Genomic DNA, 18,055 nt, shown 5'->3' on the forward strand with positions numbered 1-18,055 from the left:
TGAGTCTCAGCCTGACCGATTGCACCGACAGTTTCGGGCGACCTCGCGCGTTGTGAACGAGGGTTTAGAACGCGTGGCGATCGCGCGCGTCGTGGCCGTTCGGAATCGACCGATTCTGAACGGCCACCGACACTTTTTTCTAGCTCGGGATCTTCACCACCATTTTTCGGCCCGAGTTGGACAGACCCATTGCACTAGGCGGCAGGCTGGCCCCTCAGCACAGCACCCCAGGCGTCGGCGGCCATCCGTAGCCACTCATCGGCAGGTGCCTTCCATCCGGCTTCGGCGAGGTGCGCCAGGCCGGCGGTCACCTGGTCGCGGTCGACGTCGTCGCGGCGGAGAAGGTCCGAGCGGAGCGCCCCGACCACCGTGAGTATGGCGGTCGGCCGAAGGTAGCCGGCGGCCTCTCGCTCGGCCGCGAGCTGTGCCTCCTCGGCGGTGAACTTGTGCCCAAGCTCAGACACTCCTGAGTCATCGATCGCGACCGGCTTGTGCGTGTACTTGTTCTCGAAAGTGCCCATCAGATCTCCTCCAGGTTTCCAGGGTAAGACGGAAGCGTAGGCCCCCTCATTCTGGAGCCGCTCACCACCGACGCACCTCATGCACTTCCGGCTTCACCCTCTCGGAGAACGTCGACGGCCGCGCTGCTCAGCGGCTTAAGGTGCCACGTTCTGGCACCCAAACCGACACCTTGCTCCCGCCAAAGGTGACCGGCCATGGTGCCCTTAAGGGCACCATGGCCTACATCTTGCTCCCGCCGGAACTCCGCCGCGGCGATCTATTGGTTCTAGTAGAGCCGTCGAGAATGCAAGAGGTGTGTCGTCGATTTCGTTGTCGACGTCGTCGACCTGGTCGTCGTTGCTCGTGCTGGTGTGTCGGTGCGGTCTGGAAGGATCCGGGGCCGTGGCACGACGTACGGCGTTCATCGACGAGAGCAAGCGTGGGCGCTACATGCTGTGCGCGGTGACGGTTGTCGACGTCGACGTCGCCGGCGTACGCCGGCAGTTACACAAGGCCAAGAGAGCCCACAGCACGATTCACATGAAGTCGCTGAACCCCACCGAGCGGATGGCGATGGCTCGGCTGCTGCTCACGCTGGGGATCGACATCTGTCTCTTCTCGGCCCGGGGCGGCCGGGAACGGGTGATGCGCGACGTGCTGCTCGACCAGGCCGCGCGGCACCTGGTCGAGCTCGAGGTGACCGAGTTGGTGATCGAGTCGTGCGGCCAAGACCACGACGACGGCCGGATCCTGCGGCGCGCGTTGCGCAATCACCCCGGCGTCCAGTTCCGGTTCGCCGGAAAGGATGAGCTGATGCTCGCGCCGGCGGATGTACACGCCTGGTGTTGGGGTCGAGGCGGCAAGTTCAGGGACATCGTCAAGCCGATCACGACCGACCTCGGCACCATCGAGCTCTGAACACGACGGGGCGTCGCCGGCGCGACCCCTCGGCGGGCAAGACGAAGGCCCCGGACCGGTTGGTCTGGGGCCTGTCGTTTGGTGGGCCAGCAAGGCTGGAAACCTCTTGAGGTGCCTTTCGGTCACCCGGTTGAGACTGCCTTCGAGCCGCTGGGGCTCGCGGGTGCGTTACGTCTCGGAGACCTCCTACACTCACCACTTCCTCGGGCTAGCAGCCCTCGGCACCACCAATGCTACCCGCATTGTTGACAGGTCGTCATCTGCGTTGGCGGGGTTGCGGGTTCCCGATGCCGGGCAGACCCCACTCACCGTCTAGACGTTCGCGGACGTGCTCGGCGTACGTCTGCACGGTCTCAGGGTCCGCGCCGGCGCGGATCAGGAGCTGTGCGGCAGCTTGGCCGTCCCAGGCTCTGCCGGCGTCGCTCAACCAGCGGCCGAGCAGACCGCCGGCGGCATCCTCGAGCAGGTCGACGCGTAGCCGGCGACGTCGACCAGGTCGGCCGCGTCGCGGTGGCTGGTAGGGCTCGGTGGCGATCTCGAGCAGCTCGGCGACCGCGGGCGTGATCGCGTCTTCGGTGAGCTCGCGGCGAGCGCGGGCGTGACGTTGGGCGGTGCCGGTCAGCCGGGCGGACGTGATGCCGTCCGCTCGTGAGAGCTCGGGACGTGGTCGAGGTGTGGTCATCGCGGTTCTCCATGCCAGCGCAGCGACCCCACGGGACAGGCATCTGGGCGGCGCAAGAGGCGATCAGGCCGCCTGTTCGTATAACTTGCTCCGCCGAGATCAGCCGGGCTGATCCTATAACTTGCTCCGTCGTCGACCTGGTGCTCGTAGACGACGCCCCACCTCGCCTAGCGGAGCGTTGCCAACAGATCAGGTGCCTGATCCTCTACTTGCTCGAGGAGGGGTGGGGCGCTGGAATCGCGCCCCACCCCTCCTCGTGGCGGTTTTCCGATCTGACGGCCTTTCAGGGCCGCGGCGATGGAATCAGGCCGCCGCGGCCCTGAAATCGCCTCCAGCGGCATCCTGTGAGCCCGTTTTGGCGTCAGAACGCGGCGGCTGCTTCCACGAGACCGACCACGGCCGGCGAGCACGCAGTGCAGGGCGCGAGCGTGTCGCCGGGCAGCTCGACCATCCGGCCGACCTCGTCACAGTCGCCGCACCACTCAGGCTTGACCATGCGGGGCGCGGTGACGTCGTCGAGGCGGCCGTCCTCAGTGGCCGGAGGCGACGCCGGCAGAGCGCTGAGCCGGGCGGCGATGAATCCAACCGGCTTGGTGATCCGATCAGGCAGCGCGCGGGTCAGGTGGCGCTGCACGGCGACCGGCTCCCAGCCGCCCTCAACGAGAGCGTCGACAAGAGCGGCGAACCGGGTCAGCGCCGGACCGACGACCTCGAGGCGAGAGTCGGCCCGGGCGGCGCTGAGGATGACCTCCAGCCCAGGACCACCGCTCACCTCCGATCCCTTCCCTTCCCGGGTTTCGCTGCTGTCGGGCACAAGCGAGAGCGCCGGGGGAAGGGCCTGGAGGGAAGGGGCCGTGGTGTTCTTCTTGGTGTTCTTAACCCTGGTTTTCTTAGTGGCGGATTTCCCGTCGACGGAAAACCCGTCAACGGGTCTGACCTGCGGTTTCGTTGTGTTTTCCCTGGTCACGCCCGTGAACGGGTTTTCCGTCAACGGTGATTCCGTCGACGGCGAGTTATCCACAGGGGCCAGGGTCGGCATGTCGGTGACCTGGTAGTCAGCCGGCAGCAGTCGACCGGTCTCGGGGTCGCGTTCCTGGGTGCGGGTGAGGTAGCCGAACTTCTCCAGCTCCTTGAGCCCAGCGCGGACCGAGTCGCGACCTTCGCGGGTCGCTGCGACGATGGCGGCCACCGAGCAGCCGAACCCGCTTTGGTGACTCGCCAGCCAGGACAGGAGACCGCGAGCCTTGAAGCTCAAGCGGGCATCCCTGAGGGCGTCGTTGCTGATCTGGGTGAACTGCTCCTGGAGCACGTCGGCGGCCATCCGGCCGCGCCGGATCTGTCCGAACTCACCGCTGCGACGTGGCGTGTTTCCGGGGGTCTTGGATACACTCATCGTGCATCCCTCCTTCTTGTCCAAGGTGGGTGTCAGCCCCCGGACCCGGCCAGGTCGCGGGGGTTAACTCTTTGTTCAGCCTATTGGCGCGGACACTTCGACAGTGGGACCGGCGCGCGCCGTTTGCCCTAGTGGGCTGGGGGGTTCCAGGACCAGCCGAGAGCGCGGAGCGCGTCAGCTCGTCCAAGTACGACGTCTCGACCTGGTCCCCAGGGCGTGGCGTCGTGCGTCTTGTCTGCCGTGGTCTGGCTTGGCCATTTGCGGTACCAGAGGCTCGGCTCGTCGAGCATCCAGCCAGGGGCTACCGCCTCGAGCGCGATCATGAGGGCGACGTCCTCGGAGAGCGTCAGCGCCTGCCAGGCGCCGAGGGCGCGGACCAAGTCGGCGTACGCCGTCACGGTGGTGCCCAGCACGGGCAGCAGGCCCGTCTTCTCGCCGTCGTACATGGTCGTTCGGTCCAGGAGACCAGCCCGAGGGTCACGCGGCCCCGGAACCTCGCGGCCGTCAGGGAAGACGTCGATCGCGGGCGAGCACACCCAGCCCACGGGCTGGGTCTCCAAGATCTCGATGTCGCGGGCGAGTGCGCCCAGAGTCAGGCGGTCATCGGCGTCGAGCGCCCGTACGTATTTCCCCGTCACGCGAGCCATGGCGAGCGTTCGAGCTGCGGCAGCGCGGCCGTGCCGGCCGGTGCTGAAGGTGACCCGCGGATCATCCGTGGGAAGTCGCTTCGCAACGTCGCCGGTCTCGCCGTCCTCTTGGACGACCCACTGCCAGTCCCAGCCCTCGGGGAGGTCCTGAGCGAGCAGCGATTCGTACGTCTCGCCGATGTGCTCGTCGAGTCCTGCGAGGACGGCAGTAACGAGGGAAATCGTGGGCATGGGTTCTAGTTCTCCTGGTCGTTCTGGTTGGCCCGGGCGGCCGTGGCGGCCTGGTCGAGATCGGCGAAAGACGGCAACTCAGTGACGTACTCAAGGCTGGAGCGGTCGCCGGGGAAGACGCTCCGACCGGCTGCGACGACGCGGAGAGCGGCGTCCGGGTCGTCCACGGGGCGACCGTGGTCGACGCCGGTCACGATGATGACCGGGTCGGAAGGCTCCATACCCCAGCGTGCGGCCTCGACCGTGGTCGCCGGCCTAGCTGTGACGCTGTCGACGTGCCGTAGGACCTCAATCCCGACCGTGTAGAGCTGGTGCTGGGTCCCTCCAGGCCAGGGCTCTTCGTCGCTGTCGAGCAGCGCCGGGTTGCTCTCGACAAGGTCGAGAGGGAGCCAACTCTCCGAGAACAGCAACAGGTACTTCGTCTCTTTGTGGGACGTCTCGTAGACGCGGTGCAAAACCCGCGTGCCTGCCTCGAAACCGGGGGTCTCCGCGTCGGCGACGGCGGGGTTGAATGCCGGTACGAAGTCGGTGTCCCGGACCGAGTATCCGGTCATGTCTTCGCTCGGGCCGCTCGCCCGCCGGATCTCTTCGGACTCGCGTACGCGCTTCTTGTCGTCGAGGGCGCGGCGGTTGGTGGCGGCGACCCGGACGTGATGCGACCGGACGACTGAGCGCCTGCCCCGACCTCGAGTGATGAGGGCCTGCTGCCGGAGCAGCTGGAGCGCCTGGCGGGCGATCCCCTCCGAGACGCTGTAGCGCGCGCTGAGCTCTCCCAGCGTTGGTAAGGGATCCCCGGGTTGCAGTTCACCGGACGCGATCGCGATCCGGAGGTCGTCAGCGATCCGCAGGTAGAGCGGCTGCGACGGGGTTCGGTCGGTGGTGGTCACGGACTCATCGTAGTACTTCGTTAGCGAACTCATGGGAAGCATGCTAGCCTACGGTTCGTCAGTTCGCTAACGAAGAGGCGAACCCGGTTGAGAACGGAGACGGCATGAGCCAGAAGCCCCACAGCGGCCTCGCTGAGCCGCAGCTCACGACCAACCCGACGGCGCTCGACCCGCAGGTGGTCCGGGTCGCCGGCGGGGATTACTGGCACATCGACACGGGCCGGCAGGGCGCCGGCTCCTACGTATGGACGGGGTGCAAGCACCGCCTGGCGCGCTGGCACCTTCTGCCGACGCGCCGGCTGTCCAGCGTGAAGCCCACTGAGGTGTGCACCGGGTGTGTCCGGTCGCTGACCAGGAAGGAAGGCAAGTGATGGCGCTCACCACTCCCACCACGACCGATACCGACCAGCCCCGGAATGCGTCTGGTCGGTTCGGGCCGAAGTTGAAGCCCGCCGCCAAGGAGACCAACACCGGCGTCATCAAGGAGCTGGCGCCGGCCGTCGACGACAACACCGGCACCCCGGCCAACCCGCAGTTCAACGTTCGCACTGCGGCGACCAACACGATCGCCGCGGCTGTGCCGGCGGTGAGCAGCCTGGGGTTCGCCTTCGGGCCTGCTGGGATCCTGACCGGCATCGGGATGACGGGTGCTGGTATCGCCGCGGTCGCGGTCTCGAACCGGTCCCAGGTCAAGCCGACTGCGACCCGGGCCGCGTCCGGCCTCAAGCAGCACCGCACCCGGGCGACTGCCCAGCGGACTGCGACGAAGGCCGCGGGCAAGACCGCACGGACGAAGGCTCGGTCCGCCGGCCTCGGCCGATCGGCCGCGTCCAAGGCCGGGAAGAGCGCGGCGAAGTCGGCTCGTGCTGGTCAGCGCGCCGCGAACAAGGCCCGTACGAGCTCGGCGCGAGCTGCTGGGCGTAAGTCGCTGGCCTCTCGCGCGGCCGGGGCACCGGGACGGGCTGCGGCTCGCTCGGCGAAGGCGCTGGAGCGCAAGGCGTACGCGAAGACCTCGGCGCTCCCCACGAAGCTTCGGCCGAAGGCCCCGGCCGGGCTCAAGTCGAGCGGGACCAGCGCTCGAGCGGCCGGCAAGGGAACGAAGGGCCCGCGGCTCGGTCTCGGCCGGCTCGGTCTCGGGAAGGGCATCCGCACTGGCAAGGCCGCCGGGAAGGGTGGTGCTCGCCCGGGCGCGAAGACCGGTTCCAAGGCCGGTTCCAAGGCCGGCGGCGGGAGGGGTCCCAAGCCGACCTGGACGCCGTCGACGAAGTCCAAGACCAAGCCGATGACGACCTCCCGCAAGCTCAAGGCCCTGGGGGTCGGTCTCAGCGCCGCGGCCGCGATCCAGTCCGCACGCGGCATCAAGTGGGCCATCGCGAGCACCTGGTCGACGGCCGCCCAGAAGTGCCTGGGTCGCCTCACCGCGTGGCGCGAGAAGCGCCGTGCCGGCTACGAGCAGAAGATCTCCGACTCCCGCAACCCCGACGTGGGCGGCCTCGACATCGAGGACGGCTCGCACCTTCCCGACTCCCCGACCACCGGTCAGATCAGCTCCACCACCACCGAGAGGAACGACATGTCCAACCAGATTGCTACCGCCCGTAACCAGATCAACCAGGTTCTTGCCGGGCTCGTTGCCGAGATGAGCCGCCACGGCGGCATGCACCAGATCCGCTCCGTGGAGTTCTTCGGCGACCTGATGGAGGACGTCAGCATCCACCTGGGCAACGCGACCCGGCAGATGGAGGGCTTCAAGGGCACCGCGATCGACAAGGTCCGCGACGCCCAGACCGTCACCGTCCGCGCCGCTGACGGGATCCGCGACTCCGTGAAGGGCGTCAAGGTCGACCACGCCGTCGAGATCGACCAGCTCGAGAACCGTCACGCCGGAGACAAGATCTGGGACCGCTCCAACAACGAGTAACCCCCGGCCGTTTCCGGCCCCTGGCGGCCGGGCTGGGCAAGCAGCTCGGCCGCCCCAATCACCCAACTTTCGCTCAACTCTCGCTCGAGGAGACAGGCCCATGACCACGAAGACGAAGAAGACCAAGGACCGTCCCAAGATCCTCCAGGACATCGACTACACCTACGACGCCCAGTTCACCGCTGGCGCCGGTGCCTTCCAGGTCGCGAGCCTCTCCGCCGGCGGCGTGATGGCGACCGCGTGGCTCGATGCTCCCTGGTGGGCATCGGTCACCGCGTGCGCGGCGATCGCCGCCGGCAACGGGCTCCTGGCGCTCAACCAGCGCCGTATCGGTGACCCGCACCGGGTGAAGAAGAACATCGCCGGCGTGTGGGCCGTGTGGGCCGCCGAGGTCGGCGCAGCGAACCTGAGCGACCCGAACACCTGGGGCGCGGGTGACTGGTGGACCGCCGGATCGATCTACTTCACCACCTGGGCGCTGTCGTACTTCGTGCTCGACCGCGCCGACAAGCTCGACGAGGCGCAGAACCGCGACGACCTCGGCTACACCCCCGCTTCCCGCAAGCGGCTCTTCGCCGGCAAGTGGGACGCGACCGTGCGCGAGTGGATCGACCGCGTCGGCCGCTACACCGACATCAAGCTCTACGGGCAGAAGTACCTGGTCAAGGAGTGGCCGGCGCACGGCGACATCGAGTCGGCCGGCTACAGCATCCTGTTCACGATCCCCGAGGGGAAGTCGATCCGCACCCTCGACGCCGGGGTCTGCTCCTCCATGGCCGACGAGGCCGGCCTCCCGCACGGCGCGACCGTGTCGGTCTCCCCCGGGCCGGTGCGCGGTCAGTTCTGGCTCGAGGTCGCGACCCGCAACACCGACGACGACGTCTACGTGATGCCCCGCACCTTCAAGAAGAAGAGCATCAACGACAAGGTGACCTTCGGGTTCACCCCGCGCGGCCTGCCGATGATCTCGGAGATCCGCGAGTCCAACGTGTTCATCTGCTCCCCCGCCGGCGGCGGCAAGACGACCCTGCTCAACAGCATCCTGGTCGACCTGTGCCGCTGCGACGACGTCCTGATCTGGGGCATCGACGTGGCGAAGAAGATGGAGTCGTTCGCCGCGTGGCGCGAGGACCTCCCCGAAGGCGTCGCCGGGGTCTTCGACAACGAGGCTGCGACCGTCGACGAGGCGGCCGAGATGCTCGACCAGGCGCTCAGGATCCAGGTCGCCCGACTCGCGGCCGCCCCGAAGGCGCAGAAGAACCTGCTCAAGGTCTCGCACGCGATCCCGCAGATCGTGATCGTGATCGACGAGGGTGCCGAGTTCTTCAAGGAGCCCGAGCTGCTCAAGCGGTTCCTCAACATCTGCAACGTCACCCGCGCCATGGGCATCCGGTTCATCTTCACCACGGTCGACGCCCGTCTGTCGACAATCATCGACCGCAACGTGCTCAAGTCCAGCGACGTGCGGATCGGCCTGACCCGCAAGGACCCGACCGGCGAGGCCGTCGACGCCCTCTTCGAGGGCCTACGGCGCACGCTCGACTACGCCCAGATGACGGCCCCCGGCTCGTCCGCGATGCTGATGGCCGGCTCTTCGGCCGTCCTCCCCGCGCGCACCTGGTACACGCCCGACGAGGTCGCCGAGGAGTGCCTCACCGCGACCGCCTCGTTCCGCCCCCAGCTCGACCCCGTCTCGGTCACGGCCGCCGGCGAGTCGTACGCCCGACGCTGGGACAAGACCTACGTGGCCGGCCCCGTGCCCCACTCCGCCGACGAGGCGGCGGCAGGTGGCTCGGACGGCTACACGAGCGGCCGAGCTGGTGGACCCACTCCGCTGCCGGGGTCGTTCGACCCGCGCACCGGCGGAACCTACAGCAGCAACAACAACGCTGGCGGCGAGTTCCGCAGCGAGCCCGGCCACGAGGACCTGGACGTAGACGCCGATTTCCGGGCTCTGACCGAGGGTCTGGAGCTGGGGGACCAGGAGCGGCCGGAGAAGGGCTCAGAGGGCGGCTACAGCACGCCTGGAGACCTGTTCGACGACGAGTGACCCGGGTCCGTCTGAGATTAGCCTCAGACAAGCCGAGAGGCCCCGTTCACCGCCGAATCACGGTTGACGGGGCCTCTCCTTAAGTCTTAGTCTTGTCTAAGACGTACTAACTTAGACGAAAGGAGGGGCCGGAAATGGTCGACGATGACACCCGCGACACGGTCCGGGTAACCTTCAACATCCCCCGCGATCGAGCCCCGCAGATCACAGCGGCGGTCAACCGGATGATCGACGCAGCCAACGAGGACAGCGACCTCAGGCCGGCCGGGTCCGTCGACTGGCGGCGCGCGGTCATGAAGATCCTTCGAGCTCGCGCCGAGAAGGACCTGTGGGCCTCGGTGGCCGACCTCCGGAACGAGATCGCGGCCGCCGGCGTCTCGGTCTCCCGGCCGTCGATGTCGGCCTACGTCTCCAGGCTCGTCGAGCAAGGCGTCGTCCAGACGCGCGGCAATACCCGAACCCGTCAGTACCGACTGTCCGAAAACCTGTCCTGACCTGCAAAAACGCCGCCGCCCCGACTCATTCCCAGCCGGGGCGACACGAAACCGAAAGGCTCACTGACATGACCTCGAGTTCCGCCCCCAACCTTACCCCGCCACTTGCGAGCACCACCGGCACCCGGTTCCTCACCGCGGCCGCCGCGATCTCCACGATCGCCTCCTACGTCGGGATCGTCGGGTTCGCCCGCGACATCGTCGGCATGGAGCCCGCCGAGGCGTTCGCCCTGGCCGGCTTCTTCGAGATCGGCCTCGTCGGTGCCGGGTTCATGGCCCGTGAGGCCGCCGCCAACGGCGACGACGTCCGCACCCTCACCGCGGTGACCTGGGTGCTGTCGCTGGCGACCGGCCTGTTCGCCGCCGCTCACGAGCTGGTCACCGGCGCTGGTCCCTACTCGGCCGCCTTCCGCCTGGTCGTCCCGCTCGCCGCCGCGTTCTTCTGGCACCTGGTCCTCGTCGGAGCCAAGGCACAGAGCACCGGCCGCACCGTCCGCGAGATCCGCCAGGACCTCCGCTTCCACCAGATGCTCACCGCCCAGCGCGCCCACCACCGCAAGGTCGCCGGCATGAAGGTCACCCGCGCCGTACGCCGCCAGGACCGCGCCGAGGCTCGCGCTGTCCGCATGATCGGACCGGACGCGATGAAGGACATGTCCGCCCGCTGGGGAGTCGCCACGAACGCGGTCATGTCCACCCGTGTCCTGTCCGCAACCACCTCGGACCCGGCCGCCGATGTCCGCCCCGATGTCCCTGCTGGTGACACGGACATGTCCGCTCCGATGTCCGCCCCCGTGTCCCCCTCCGATGTCCGCGTCGAGGTGACAGACGTCCGCAGGACCGAGGCCGATGTCCCCGCCCCGATGTCCCTCCCGGCGACCCCGTCGACCACAGACACGAGCGCGGCCATGTCCCCCGGTGTCCACCTTGTCCGGACGGACACCCGGCCCCGGAATGTCCGCCCGTCGACGTCGACGATGTCCGCGTTCAAGGACGAGGACAAGGCCGCTCGCGACGCGAAGATCGTGGCCCTGTTCGCCGAGGGACACGGTCCGGCCGAGGTCGCCCGCCGCGTGTCGATGTCCACCAAGCAGGTCGCCCGAATCCGTGACGCTCACCTCGAGCAGCTCGCTGACCGTGAGGACGGCGTGACGGCATAACAGCGGACCGTTGGGCCGCTTCTACGTAGAGGCGGCCCAACGGACATCCAGCAACGTCCAGCAACAACCACCTTTCGGGAGAACCAAGATGACCCTGTTCGATCGCTACACCAGCTTCGTAACCAGCACCACCGAGAAGGCATGGGACTTCGCCGGCCCGTTCGTCACCGCCGTGTGGGACGGGTGGCAGTCCTGGTGCGACGACCTCGGGGGCCGGCTCGATCAGCCCTGGCAGGTCGTGATGGCCGTGACCGTCGTCGCCGTCCTCGTCCTCTGGAGGATCATCGGGGAGTACGTCCAGAACCTCGCCGCGATCGCGCTGCTCCTCGGCCTGGTCGCCGTCGCCGTCTCCGCCTTCGTGGCGGTGCTCAGCGGCATCGGGTCGTGGATCGATGCACACCCCGTGCTCACCGGGACCGGCTTCGCCCTCGGCATGATCGTCGGCATCATGGCGTTGGTGATGTGGGAGTCCGAGGACGCGTGGGAGGACGTGCTCGTCCCGGCCGGCGAGGTCGCCACGATGGCCGGCCTCGGCCTGTGGGCCGCGGTGCAGACCGTCGCCGGCAAGGTCGCAGACCGCTTCACCCGCAACGACGCGGCCCCCGAGGCCGAGGAGCCCGGCGAGGTGGCGACGCTCCACGAGCTGTTCGACACGCCTCCTCAGGACTCCTAGAAGCACCGCCAGCGAGCGGCCCCAGGACATAGGTCCTGGGGCCGCTTCTCTATGCACCGTTGTGACGGCACACAGTCAAGGAGTCAGGCAGTCAGGAAGTCACGACGGTGGCGCGGTTCGGTGTCGTTGCGTCATCCTGGGGCGCATGAGAATCACCGTTGGCAACCTCAAGGGCGGGGTGGCGAAGACGACGTCGGCGGTCTTCCTCGCCCTGGCGCTGGCAGCCCTTGGCTACCGGGTGCTGCTGGTCGACGCCGACGAGCAGGGCAGCGCGTCGGACTGGGCCGAGAACACCGAGGATTGGCCGGTCGCCGTGGTCGTCGTCCCCTGGGCCACGCGGGATCTCGCGAAGCGGGTCGCGCAGGTCGCCGGCGACTACGACGCCATCGTGATCGACACCGGCCCCGGCAACGAAGTGATCTTCCGCCAGGCGCTGATGGTGACCGATCACCTCGTCGTTCCCGTCACGCCGTCCCCGATGGAGATCCGCCAGCTTCACCCCAGCTTCGAGGCCGCGGCCGAGGTCGACGCCATCTCTCCAGTGTGGGCACATGTGCTGCTGTGCAAGGTCCGCGAACGGTCCAAGCTTCTCGCCGGCGCTCTTGCCCTCCTCGAGCGGCTCGACCTGCCGACGCTCAAGACGCCAATCCATCTTTGGGACCAGTACATCGCGGCATGGGCCACCGCACCGACCACCGACGAAGACCTCGGGGAGTACGTCGCTCTGCTCGAGGAGCTGCGCGAGCTCGACGAGACGAAGGAGATCAACGCATGACCAGGAACCAGGGCCGATCCTCCCGCGCGGCGGCCGCGTTCGACCGGATGGAGCCCAAGCCGACCGCGTCGCCGGCGGACCCGGTGCCGGCGACGACGTCGACCAGGAGCACGCCACCACCGCCGGCAAAGGCTGAGAAGCAGATCAAGTACACGGTGCTGCTCGACGTCGACGACGCCGTGATGTGGGACGAGCTGGCAACGACCCTTCTCCGGGCGATGGGCCGGAAGGTCGACAAGTCCGCCATCGTCCGGACGTTGGTCTACCTCGCGGCCGAGGACGAAGGCATCCGCCGGCAGTTGATCGAGACTCTCGAACGTGAAGGCGCGACGGTGTGACGGCATAGCGGTGTAGCGGCTCACCGTAGATGCGGTCTACAGGTTTTTGGGGCTACCCTTTTTGCTGTGCACCCCTGGACGCTGGTCACCGCCACCCCGCCGGATCTCCATCCGGCTTGGGTGATCGTGTGCGCCGTGGGCGCTCTCGTCCTGGTGTTCAGCCCGGTCCACCTGGTCGTGACCATGTTCCACGAGACCGGCCACGCTCTCGCATCTCTCCCGTTCGGGGGAGGGTTCGGCGGGATCGACCTGCACGCATCCGGTGGCGGTGTCACCCACACATACATCACGTCCCGGCTCGGTGACATCCCCATCACCGCGGCCGGCTACCTCGCCCCCGGTGCGGGCGGCCTGCTGATCTCGTGGGCCTACGGCACCGGCCGCACCACCCTCGTCCTTGCGGTGCTCGCGATCGCCGCGTTCGTGTTCGCGGCCGTGTCGGCGAACCTGTTCGGGCTCCTCGTGGCCGGCCTCCTCGCCGGACTGTCTGGGTGGGCTCTCCTCGACGTCGGCGCGTTCGCACAGTCGCTGATCGTGCTGGTTCTCGCCTGGGTGCTGCTCCTCGGTGGCACGCTCGACTCCATCCTCGCAGTGATCTCGGTGGACGACGGCGAGGATCATGCGGTGCTCGAGGAGCTGACCTGGGTGCCCGCGGTGCTGTGGGCGCTCCTGTTCGTGGCCGTGAACGGATGGTGTCTGTACGCCGGCGGCCGGATCCTGCTCAGCACTCCCTGAGCTCGTCGACGTCGTCGACCTGGGGTTCGTCGTGCTCGTCGACGGTAGCGTTGGACATGACGAAGGCCGGCCCCCGCTGCCTGGGGGCCGGCCTTCTGCTGTTCCTCGAGATTGGCTCAGGACGGCTCGGTCGCCGGCACTCCAGCCGCGACGGCCTCACGGACCTTCCACTCCTGAAGCCACGAGATGTACGACATGGCCTCGGCAACGCAGGCGTTGGCGAGGAGCCACTCCTCGGACTCCTCCAGCTCCTTACCGGTGCCGGCGGCGTTCTCGTGCCGGGTGATCTCCTCCAGGCGCTCCAGGGCCGTGTGTGCCTCCCAGACGTCCGCATCGGAGCCCGGGGCGCGTCGCCACGTCCGGATGTGGTCGGCGCGGGTCTCACGGACTCTCCTGCTGGTGAACAGGTTCTTGATGATGCTCATGGTGGTGCCTCTCTCTGTGATGGGTGGTGGTTTGCCGTCATGCCGTCCTAAAGGCGTGACGGAGTGGTGCAGGTCAGTCCTCGTCGTCCCAGCCGCTCCGCTGCTTCCACGCCGCGATGTCGGCCGCGTGGCGGGCGCAGTCCTCGCTGTGGCCGGCCTCGACGTCGCCGGGGTGGCTGTCGTACGGCCCGCGATCGGTCACCCGGCTGCCGCAGGACTCGCACCGCCACGACGTCGTCACGGAGTCGAACCTCATCGAGGGGGCGGGGGCCACCCAGACGAAAGCCTCGATCGCGGGATCCTCGCCCTCGGGGACCGGGATCATCCGGTCCAAGGCCGCCGCGACGTCGTCCCACGAGGATCCAGAGCCGCGAGCGTCGCGCGCCCAGTCACGGGCGATGCCCTCGGCCGCGCGGGCCGTCTCCAGCGCCGTACGCATCCCCTGGAGGAAGTCGGCCGGGCCGGGGAAGTCCAGCCCGGTCGCCAGGCCCTTGAAGGGCCGGTGAGTGAGCGCGTCGCGACCGTGCTCGTCTTGGAGGTGGCGAAAGATCTCGTTCTCCACCTTGTAGCGATCAACCATCTTGGTTCGCCTCCTCGCGCATGTTGTCCCTGACGACTTCCCAGAACGCTTCCTCGCTCACGATCGGTGCGAAGCCCTGGTCGTAGTCACCGATGACAAGGTCCGCGATCGCGTCGACGTCGTACATGCGACGCACCTGGTCCTCGGGACCTTCGTCAGAGTTCATCTCGATGTCGGGGTCGCTCAGAAGGGGTGCGATGACCTCGCGGTAGATGGCTTCTCGGCGGTCCTGGTACGGCATGTCAGTTCTCCTTGTCGTTGTGGTCGGCTCGGCCGCGGCACGCTGGGCACAGCAGCCTGTTGGGGTCGGGCAGCTCGTTCAGGTCCAGGTCCTCGCCGCAGACGATGCACATCGCGTTCTCTGGGGCGTCGGTGTAGAGGCCGAACACGGTCTCGTAGGCGATCGCGTCGGTGTCGTCTCCTCGAGCTGGTTCACCAGCTCCAGCGCCGGCGGCGCTGCCGAGGTGCTCGGTGCTCACTGGTCCTCCTGGGTCGGCTTGCCAGTGACGTAGCGGCGGTAAACGCTCTGCCGAGAAACCCCCAGCGCCTCCGCGATCTGAGCCCACGAAGCACCGGCCGCGTTGGCGGCGTGCACCGAGTGGTCGACCGCTTCCTGAGCCCGCTCGAGGACCCGGGCAGCGTCATCCTTCGTCTTGACCAGGCCGACAAGCTCGCGGGCGACCTCGGACCACTGGTCGGCGGGCATCTCGTTCGGGGTGCGGCCGGGGCCGCCAGGGCCGCCAGGCGGGCGGCCGGGCTTCCGTTTGGTCTGCTCGTCGGTCATGGGGTGTTGGTTCCTTCCTCGGGATGGTCTGGGGGCTCTGGGGGCCACTCTGGCAGCGACCGCCGACAGCGGCTATACGCCCTTTCCCTGCTCGGAGGGGGTGGTTCGGCCTGCCCCCTCGACAGGCCGAACCGGGCTGGAGGTGGGTCGCGGGGCGTAGCGCTCGGCCAGGCCACGGTGACCGGTGCAGAACCAGCGGTCGTAGAGGTTGTACCGGCCGGGCTGGGGGCACTCGGCGCAGGTGGTGTTCTCGGGCATCGTGGTTCTCCTGGTCGTGGCGGGGTGGGCGATCAGCGGACGGTGACGGTCTCGCCGTGCGGCATGTACGCGCAGCGACCATCGGCGAAGGTGAAGTAGATGCCGGGGCCGGCGTGGCGGATGATCGAAACCGTCTTGAAGCCCTCGGCGGCGGTGAGGAGCTGGTCACCACGCTGAACCTTGCGCGCCAGGATCTGTGTCTGAGCCTGGGTCTCGGTCGTGATGGTCATCGTGGTGCCTTCCTGCTCGTCGGGGTGGTGGTGGCCGGGCCGGGGCTGCCTCGAGGGCGCACCCCGGTCCCGGGGATCGTGGGTCAGGCGAGACGGCCGGCCAGCTCGGCGTAGATCGCGTTGCGGCGGGCCTCGGCCTTCTCGGCCGCGTCGTACTTGCTCGCGCAGCGCTGGATGACGGCCTCTTCGCTGAGGAACTGGAGCGTGTTGAGGAGGCGGGCGCCGCTGGCGGTGGTGAGGTCGTAGTCGTACATGGCGGTCTCCTCTAGATTGTTTCTGTCACTCCCTGTTGACAAAAACAATACCTACCCTTTCTTGGCTATGTCAACACCCTGAGACAAAAAGAAATGGGCCGCCCGGGGATTTCCCCGGGCGGCCTCATGGATCACTCCTCCTTCATCTCGTCGAGCGTGCGGGCGATATCGACCTCGGCCTCCTCCTGGGTCTCGGCATAGCCGGCCCCGTGGATGACGTGGTCACGCGAGACGATCCACTCCCACGGGCGGCCGTTGGTGGCCACGCGGGCGTAGTTGTCGGGCAACTTGCGGAGGTGGGTCACCGGCTCGGAGACCGGGGCCTTGGGCGCCGGGATCAGGTCGAAGATGTCGAGCTGATCGCCGAGGCCGTCGGCCCCTCCGAGCGAGGTCATGACCTCGACCCCTTCGCCGTGGCAGCAAAGAGGGGATCGGCCTCCCTGATCGGGCTGATCGTGTAGATCGTCGTGCCGGTCGTCGGAGACTCGACGGTGAGCCGGTCTCGCTCGAGGGTGACCGCCACGCCGATGTCATGGGCGGCGGCGACCCGGATCAGGAAGGAGCGAGCCGTACGGTCGGAGACGTCGAACAGGACGCACTCAGGGCGGCGACCAGGACGGACGACGGTGAGATCGACGATGGTCTCGCTCATGCCGCCACCTCCCCGCCATCGAGCACGGCGTCGTCGACGGGCTCGTGTCGGTCGGGGCGGGCGAGCGCCACCATGAACCCCTTGAGGGTCGGTCGCGGGTGTTCGGCGGCGTACTCGGCGTGCTCGGTCGCGTAGCCGAGGGAGGCGGCCTCGGCGGCGAGCTCCCAGGCGTGTTCGGCGGCGTAGTAGTGGCTGAGAAGCGGGTCGAGCCACGGATGCGGCCGCCGGCGGACGTAGTGCCGGCGAGGACGGCGGGTCCGGTCAGCGCGCCGGCGATTAGGCTGCGTACTGCTGATCAACATGAGGAATGCCCCTCTGTCGGTTGGCTCGGCGGGTCCGGTGTTCGAGCACCGGACCCGCCGCTGTTGCAGGGGAGGTCAGCGGGTGAGCTTGATCCCGAGGCTGGAGGCGATGGCCGAGGGGCTGTAGCCCTGGCCCTGCTCGACGCGCCAGATCGTGTAGCCCGTCGTGCTGTACTCCACGTCGTCTCCGGCGGCGTACGCGGCGCGGAGGGTGTCGACGTTGTCCTTGGTGATCTGCATTGCCGCTCTCCCTTGGGTAGTTCTTTGTGTCACTTCCCTGTGACACAAAGAAACCTACTCATGGTTGCGGGTGCATGTCAACACCATGAGACAAAAAGAATTGAGGGGGCCTGGACCGCGATGGTCCAGACCCCCTCACGAGCACCAAATGCCGAGAGTGCATGAGGTGCGGGGCCTCTAGAGCGCCTTGGAAAGAACGGGCCGGCTGACGCCGATAGTGCGAGCGGCCGCGGCGATGCTGGAGCCGGCATCGACGAGCTGACGCGCGACTTCGAGGCGCTCGGCAGTCATCACCGATGGCCGGCCGCCGCGACGGCCGGCGGCACGAGCGGCCGCGAGGCCGGTGCGGGTGCGCTCGACGATGAGCCGGCGCTCTGCGTCTGCGAGAGCAGCGAGGACGGCGACGATGATCGGACCGGCCACAGGATCGGTCGTGTCGATCGCCGGGAACAGCAACCGCAGCCCGATCCCGCGGCGCGCCAGGTCGCCGGTCAGGCCAGTCAGGGAGTGCCCGGTTCGGCCGAAGCGGTCGAGCATGTCGACCACGACGACGTCGCCGGCCTGGAGCTCCTCGAGTAGCTCGTCGAGCACCGGCCGGCGGCCGCCGCTGCCGCTGGTCGTCTCGGTGCGGATGTGCTGGTCCTCGACGCCGGCCTCACGCAACAGCATCACCTGCCGGCGTACGTCCTGCTTGCGGGTCGAGACGCGGGCGTAGCCGTAGATCCGGCATGGGCGCGGCCGGACGTCGTCGACGACGTCGACCAGGTCAAGCTCAAGCATCGGCTGATGCGTCTGCCGATGGCGGACGGGGCGGGTCTGGGAGGTGGTCATGAGTCTCAGCCTGACCGATTGCACCGACAGTTTCGGGCGACCTCGCGCGTTGTGAACGAGGGTTTAGAACGCGTGGCGATCGCGCGCGTCGTGG

At 68.1% G+C, this 18,055-nt stretch carries 28 protein-coding genes; 10 read left to right on the top strand and 18 right to left on the bottom strand.

Annotated features, from left to right (window positions below):
• Positions 1-194 precede the first annotated feature (194 nt).
• The gene (locus ACZ6WN_RS30315) at positions 195-521 is read right to left on the bottom strand and encodes a hypothetical protein (protein WP_465869988.1); all 327 of its coding nucleotides are present in this window, start codon (positions 519-521) and stop codon (positions 195-197) included.
• A 382-nt stretch (positions 522-903) separates the two neighbouring features.
• Between ACZ6WN_RS30315 and ACZ6WN_RS30320 the strand changes: the two genes are divergently transcribed.
• Complete coding sequence (locus ACZ6WN_RS30320) at positions 904-1,419, top strand: hypothetical protein (RefSeq protein ID WP_465869990.1); 516 nt, start codon at positions 904-906, stop codon at positions 1,417-1,419.
• A 256-nt stretch (positions 1,420-1,675) separates the two neighbouring features.
• Here the strand turns inward: ACZ6WN_RS30320 and ACZ6WN_RS30325 are convergent, their stop codons facing one another.
• The 4 genes from ACZ6WN_RS30325 to ACZ6WN_RS30340 all read right to left on the bottom strand — a co-directional run bounded on the left by ACZ6WN_RS30325 (position 1,676) and on the right by ACZ6WN_RS30340 (position 5,259).
• The gene (locus ACZ6WN_RS30325) at positions 1,676-2,101 is read right to left on the bottom strand and encodes a hypothetical protein (RefSeq protein ID WP_465869991.1); all 426 of its coding nucleotides are present in this window, start codon (positions 2,099-2,101) and stop codon (positions 1,676-1,678) included.
• Between the two features lie 361 nt (positions 2,102-2,462).
• Positions 2,463-3,494 carry a hypothetical protein gene (locus ACZ6WN_RS30330; RefSeq protein ID WP_465869992.1) on the bottom strand — a complete coding sequence of 344 codons (1,032 nt, stop codon included), beginning with the start codon at positions 3,492-3,494 and terminating at the stop codon, positions 2,463-2,465.
• 128 nt (positions 3,495-3,622) lie between these two features.
• A complete protein-coding gene (locus tag ACZ6WN_RS30335) occupies positions 3,623-4,372 on the bottom strand; it encodes a glycosyltransferase (RefSeq protein WP_465869993.1) in 750 nt (249 codons plus the stop codon).
• Between the two features lie 5 nt (positions 4,373-4,377).
• Positions 4,378-5,259 (bottom strand): GntR family transcriptional regulator, encoded by an 882-nt coding sequence (locus ACZ6WN_RS30340; RefSeq protein WP_465869995.1) that lies wholly within the window; start codon positions 5,257-5,259, stop codon positions 4,378-4,380.
• Between the two features lie 104 nt (positions 5,260-5,363).
• Here ACZ6WN_RS30340 and ACZ6WN_RS30345 point away from each other — a divergent pair, with 104 nt between their 5' ends.
• From ACZ6WN_RS30345 to ACZ6WN_RS30385, 9 genes are all read left to right on the top strand, one after another.
• On the top strand, positions 5,364-5,630 hold the full coding sequence (locus tag ACZ6WN_RS30345; protein WP_465869996.1) for a hypothetical protein: 267 nt from the start codon (positions 5,364-5,366) through the stop codon (positions 5,628-5,630).
• Positions 5,630-7,180 carry a hypothetical protein gene (locus ACZ6WN_RS30350; protein WP_465869997.1) on the top strand — a complete coding sequence of 517 codons (1,551 nt, stop codon included), beginning with the start codon at positions 5,630-5,632 and terminating at the stop codon, positions 7,178-7,180. Before ACZ6WN_RS30345 ends, ACZ6WN_RS30350 begins: the two co-directional genes overlap by 1 nt.
• A gap of 100 nt (positions 7,181-7,280) precedes the next feature.
• Positions 7,281-9,230 carry a hypothetical protein gene (locus ACZ6WN_RS30355; RefSeq protein ID WP_465869998.1) on the top strand — a complete coding sequence of 650 codons (1,950 nt, stop codon included), beginning with the start codon at positions 7,281-7,283 and terminating at the stop codon, positions 9,228-9,230.
• A gap of 134 nt (positions 9,231-9,364) precedes the next feature.
• The gene (locus ACZ6WN_RS30360; protein ID WP_465869999.1) at positions 9,365-9,724 is read left to right on the top strand and encodes a hypothetical protein; all 360 of its coding nucleotides are present in this window, start codon (positions 9,365-9,367) and stop codon (positions 9,722-9,724) included.
• A 68-nt stretch (positions 9,725-9,792) separates the two neighbouring features.
• Complete coding sequence (locus ACZ6WN_RS30365) at positions 9,793-10,884, top strand: hypothetical protein (protein ID WP_465870000.1); 1,092 nt, start codon at positions 9,793-9,795, stop codon at positions 10,882-10,884.
• Positions 10,885-10,972: 88 nt separating this feature from the next.
• Positions 10,973-11,557, top strand: coding sequence for a hypothetical protein (locus ACZ6WN_RS30370; RefSeq protein WP_465870002.1), 585 nt, complete (start codon positions 10,973-10,975; stop codon positions 11,555-11,557).
• A gap of 145 nt (positions 11,558-11,702) precedes the next feature.
• Positions 11,703-12,332 (top strand): ParA family protein, encoded by a 630-nt coding sequence (locus tag ACZ6WN_RS30375; RefSeq protein ID WP_465870003.1) that lies wholly within the window; start codon positions 11,703-11,705, stop codon positions 12,330-12,332.
• Positions 12,329-12,670, top strand: a complete 342-nt coding sequence (locus ACZ6WN_RS30380) for a hypothetical protein (protein ID WP_465870004.1) — start codon at positions 12,329-12,331, stop codon at positions 12,668-12,670. Before ACZ6WN_RS30375 ends, ACZ6WN_RS30380 begins: the two co-directional genes overlap by 4 nt.
• A 66-nt stretch (positions 12,671-12,736) precedes the next feature.
• The gene (locus ACZ6WN_RS30385; RefSeq protein ID WP_465870005.1) at positions 12,737-13,405 is read left to right on the top strand and encodes a M50 family metallopeptidase; all 669 of its coding nucleotides are present in this window, start codon (positions 12,737-12,739) and stop codon (positions 13,403-13,405) included.
• A 116-nt stretch (positions 13,406-13,521) separates the two neighbouring features.
• On the opposite strand, the gene ACZ6WN_RS30390 is transcribed toward ACZ6WN_RS30385, so the two are convergent.
• The 13 genes from ACZ6WN_RS30390 to ACZ6WN_RS30450 all read right to left on the bottom strand — a co-directional run bounded on the left by ACZ6WN_RS30390 (position 13,522) and on the right by ACZ6WN_RS30450 (position 17,910).
• A complete protein-coding gene (locus ACZ6WN_RS30390; RefSeq protein ID WP_465870006.1) occupies positions 13,522-13,830 on the bottom strand; it encodes a hypothetical protein in 309 nt (102 codons plus the stop codon).
• Between the two features lie 73 nt (positions 13,831-13,903).
• A complete protein-coding gene (locus ACZ6WN_RS30395) occupies positions 13,904-14,410 on the bottom strand; it encodes a hypothetical protein (RefSeq protein ID WP_465870007.1) in 507 nt (168 codons plus the stop codon).
• Positions 14,403-14,651: a hypothetical protein gene (locus tag ACZ6WN_RS30400; protein ID WP_465870008.1), complete on the bottom strand. Its 249-nt coding sequence runs from the start codon at positions 14,649-14,651 to the stop codon at positions 14,403-14,405. The genes ACZ6WN_RS30395 and ACZ6WN_RS30400 overlap by 8 nt, the downstream gene beginning before the upstream one ends.
• A 1-nt stretch (position 14,652) precedes the next feature.
• Positions 14,653-14,889, bottom strand: a complete 237-nt coding sequence (locus ACZ6WN_RS30405) for a hypothetical protein (protein ID WP_465870009.1) — start codon at positions 14,887-14,889, stop codon at positions 14,653-14,655.
• A complete protein-coding gene (locus tag ACZ6WN_RS30410; protein WP_465870010.1) occupies positions 14,886-15,194 on the bottom strand; it encodes a helix-turn-helix domain-containing protein in 309 nt (102 codons plus the stop codon). Before ACZ6WN_RS30410 ends, ACZ6WN_RS30405 begins: the two co-directional genes overlap by 4 nt.
• Before the next feature lie 72 nt (positions 15,195-15,266).
• Positions 15,267-15,452 carry a hypothetical protein gene (locus tag ACZ6WN_RS30415; protein WP_465870011.1) on the bottom strand — a complete coding sequence of 62 codons (186 nt, stop codon included), beginning with the start codon at positions 15,450-15,452 and terminating at the stop codon, positions 15,267-15,269.
• A gap of 32 nt (positions 15,453-15,484) precedes the next feature.
• Positions 15,485-15,682 carry an RNA-binding protein gene (locus ACZ6WN_RS30420; protein ID WP_465870012.1) on the bottom strand — a complete coding sequence of 66 codons (198 nt, stop codon included), beginning with the start codon at positions 15,680-15,682 and terminating at the stop codon, positions 15,485-15,487.
• Positions 15,683-15,765: 83 nt separating this feature from the next.
• The gene (locus ACZ6WN_RS30425; protein ID WP_465870013.1) at positions 15,766-15,936 is read right to left on the bottom strand and encodes a hypothetical protein; all 171 of its coding nucleotides are present in this window, start codon (positions 15,934-15,936) and stop codon (positions 15,766-15,768) included.
• 131 nt (positions 15,937-16,067) lie between these two features.
• Entirely contained in the window at positions 16,068-16,331 is a 264-nt protein-coding gene (locus tag ACZ6WN_RS30430) for a hypothetical protein (RefSeq protein WP_465870015.1), read from the bottom strand.
• The gene (locus tag ACZ6WN_RS30435; protein WP_465870016.1) at positions 16,328-16,588 is read right to left on the bottom strand and encodes a hypothetical protein; all 261 of its coding nucleotides are present in this window, start codon (positions 16,586-16,588) and stop codon (positions 16,328-16,330) included. The genes ACZ6WN_RS30430 and ACZ6WN_RS30435 overlap by 4 nt, the downstream gene beginning before the upstream one ends.
• The gene (locus tag ACZ6WN_RS30440; protein ID WP_465870017.1) at positions 16,585-16,890 is read right to left on the bottom strand and encodes a hypothetical protein; all 306 of its coding nucleotides are present in this window, start codon (positions 16,888-16,890) and stop codon (positions 16,585-16,587) included. The genes ACZ6WN_RS30435 and ACZ6WN_RS30440 overlap by 4 nt, the downstream gene beginning before the upstream one ends.
• 75 nt (positions 16,891-16,965) lie before the next feature.
• Positions 16,966-17,130, bottom strand: a complete 165-nt coding sequence (locus ACZ6WN_RS30445) for a hypothetical protein (RefSeq protein ID WP_465870019.1) — start codon at positions 17,128-17,130, stop codon at positions 16,966-16,968.
• Positions 17,131-17,307: 177 nt separating this feature from the next.
• On the bottom strand, positions 17,308-17,910 hold the full coding sequence (locus ACZ6WN_RS30450) for a recombinase family protein (RefSeq protein WP_465870021.1): 603 nt from the start codon (positions 17,908-17,910) through the stop codon (positions 17,308-17,310).
• Positions 17,911-18,055: the final 145 nt, after the last annotated feature.

It is taken from the genome of Nocardioides sp. NPDC054178 (assembly GCF_055585005.1).

Bases quoted from the DNA above. Each gene is read 5' to 3' on its own strand.
- ACZ6WN_RS30360 (WP_465869999.1), top strand. From the start codon at position 9,365: ATGGTCGACGATGACACCCGCGACACGGTCCGGGTAACCTTCAACATC.
- ACZ6WN_RS30440 (WP_465870017.1), bottom strand. From the start codon at position 16,890: ATGTTGATCAGCAGTACGCAGCCTAATCGCCGGCGCGCTGACCGGACC.
- ACZ6WN_RS30375 (WP_465870003.1), top strand. From the start codon at position 11,703: ATGAGAATCACCGTTGGCAACCTCAAGGGCGGGGTGGCGAAGACGACG.
- ACZ6WN_RS30350 (WP_465869997.1), top strand. From the start codon at position 5,630: ATGGCGCTCACCACTCCCACCACGACCGATACCGACCAGCCCCGGAAT.
- ACZ6WN_RS30420 (WP_465870012.1), bottom strand. From the start codon at position 15,682: ATGACCATCACGACCGAGACCCAGGCTCAGACACAGATCCTGGCGCGC.
- ACZ6WN_RS30410 (WP_465870010.1), bottom strand. From the start codon at position 15,194: ATGACCGACGAGCAGACCAAACGGAAGCCCGGCCGCCCGCCTGGCGGC.
- ACZ6WN_RS30415 (WP_465870011.1), bottom strand. From the start codon at position 15,452: ATGCCCGAGAACACCACCTGCGCCGAGTGCCCCCAGCCCGGCCGGTAC.
- ACZ6WN_RS30370 (WP_465870002.1), top strand. From the start codon at position 10,973: ATGACCCTGTTCGATCGCTACACCAGCTTCGTAACCAGCACCACCGAG.
- ACZ6WN_RS30315 (WP_465869988.1), bottom strand. From the start codon at position 521: ATGGGCACTTTCGAGAACAAGTACACGCACAAGCCGGTCGCGATCGAT.
- ACZ6WN_RS30365 (WP_465870000.1), top strand. From the start codon at position 9,793: ATGACCTCGAGTTCCGCCCCCAACCTTACCCCGCCACTTGCGAGCACC.
- ACZ6WN_RS30400 (WP_465870008.1), bottom strand. From the start codon at position 14,651: ATGCCGTACCAGGACCGCCGAGAAGCCATCTACCGCGAGGTCATCGCA.
- ACZ6WN_RS30445 (WP_465870019.1), bottom strand. From the start codon at position 17,130: ATGCAGATCACCAAGGACAACGTCGACACCCTCCGCGCCGCGTACGCC.
- ACZ6WN_RS30325 (WP_465869991.1), bottom strand. From the start codon at position 2,101: ATGACCACACCTCGACCACGTCCCGAGCTCTCACGAGCGGACGGCATC.
- ACZ6WN_RS30425 (WP_465870013.1), bottom strand. From the start codon at position 15,936: ATGTACGACTACGACCTCACCACCGCCAGCGGCGCCCGCCTCCTCAAC.
- ACZ6WN_RS30430 (WP_465870015.1), bottom strand. From the start codon at position 16,331: ATGACCTCGCTCGGAGGGGCCGACGGCCTCGGCGATCAGCTCGACATC.
- ACZ6WN_RS30345 (WP_465869996.1), top strand. From the start codon at position 5,364: ATGAGCCAGAAGCCCCACAGCGGCCTCGCTGAGCCGCAGCTCACGACC.
- ACZ6WN_RS30380 (WP_465870004.1), top strand. From the start codon at position 12,329: ATGACCAGGAACCAGGGCCGATCCTCCCGCGCGGCGGCCGCGTTCGAC.
- ACZ6WN_RS30390 (WP_465870006.1), bottom strand. From the start codon at position 13,830: ATGAGCATCATCAAGAACCTGTTCACCAGCAGGAGAGTCCGTGAGACC.
- ACZ6WN_RS30435 (WP_465870016.1), bottom strand. From the start codon at position 16,588: ATGAGCGAGACCATCGTCGATCTCACCGTCGTCCGTCCTGGTCGCCGC.
- ACZ6WN_RS30450 (WP_465870021.1), bottom strand. From the start codon at position 17,910: ATGCTTGAGCTTGACCTGGTCGACGTCGTCGACGACGTCCGGCCGCGC.
- ACZ6WN_RS30335 (WP_465869993.1), bottom strand. From the start codon at position 4,372: ATGCCCACGATTTCCCTCGTTACTGCCGTCCTCGCAGGACTCGACGAG.
- ACZ6WN_RS30395 (WP_465870007.1), bottom strand. From the start codon at position 14,410: ATGGTTGATCGCTACAAGGTGGAGAACGAGATCTTTCGCCACCTCCAA.
- ACZ6WN_RS30330 (WP_465869992.1), bottom strand. From the start codon at position 3,494: ATGAGTGTATCCAAGACCCCCGGAAACACGCCACGTCGCAGCGGTGAG.
- ACZ6WN_RS30355 (WP_465869998.1), top strand. From the start codon at position 7,281: ATGACCACGAAGACGAAGAAGACCAAGGACCGTCCCAAGATCCTCCAG.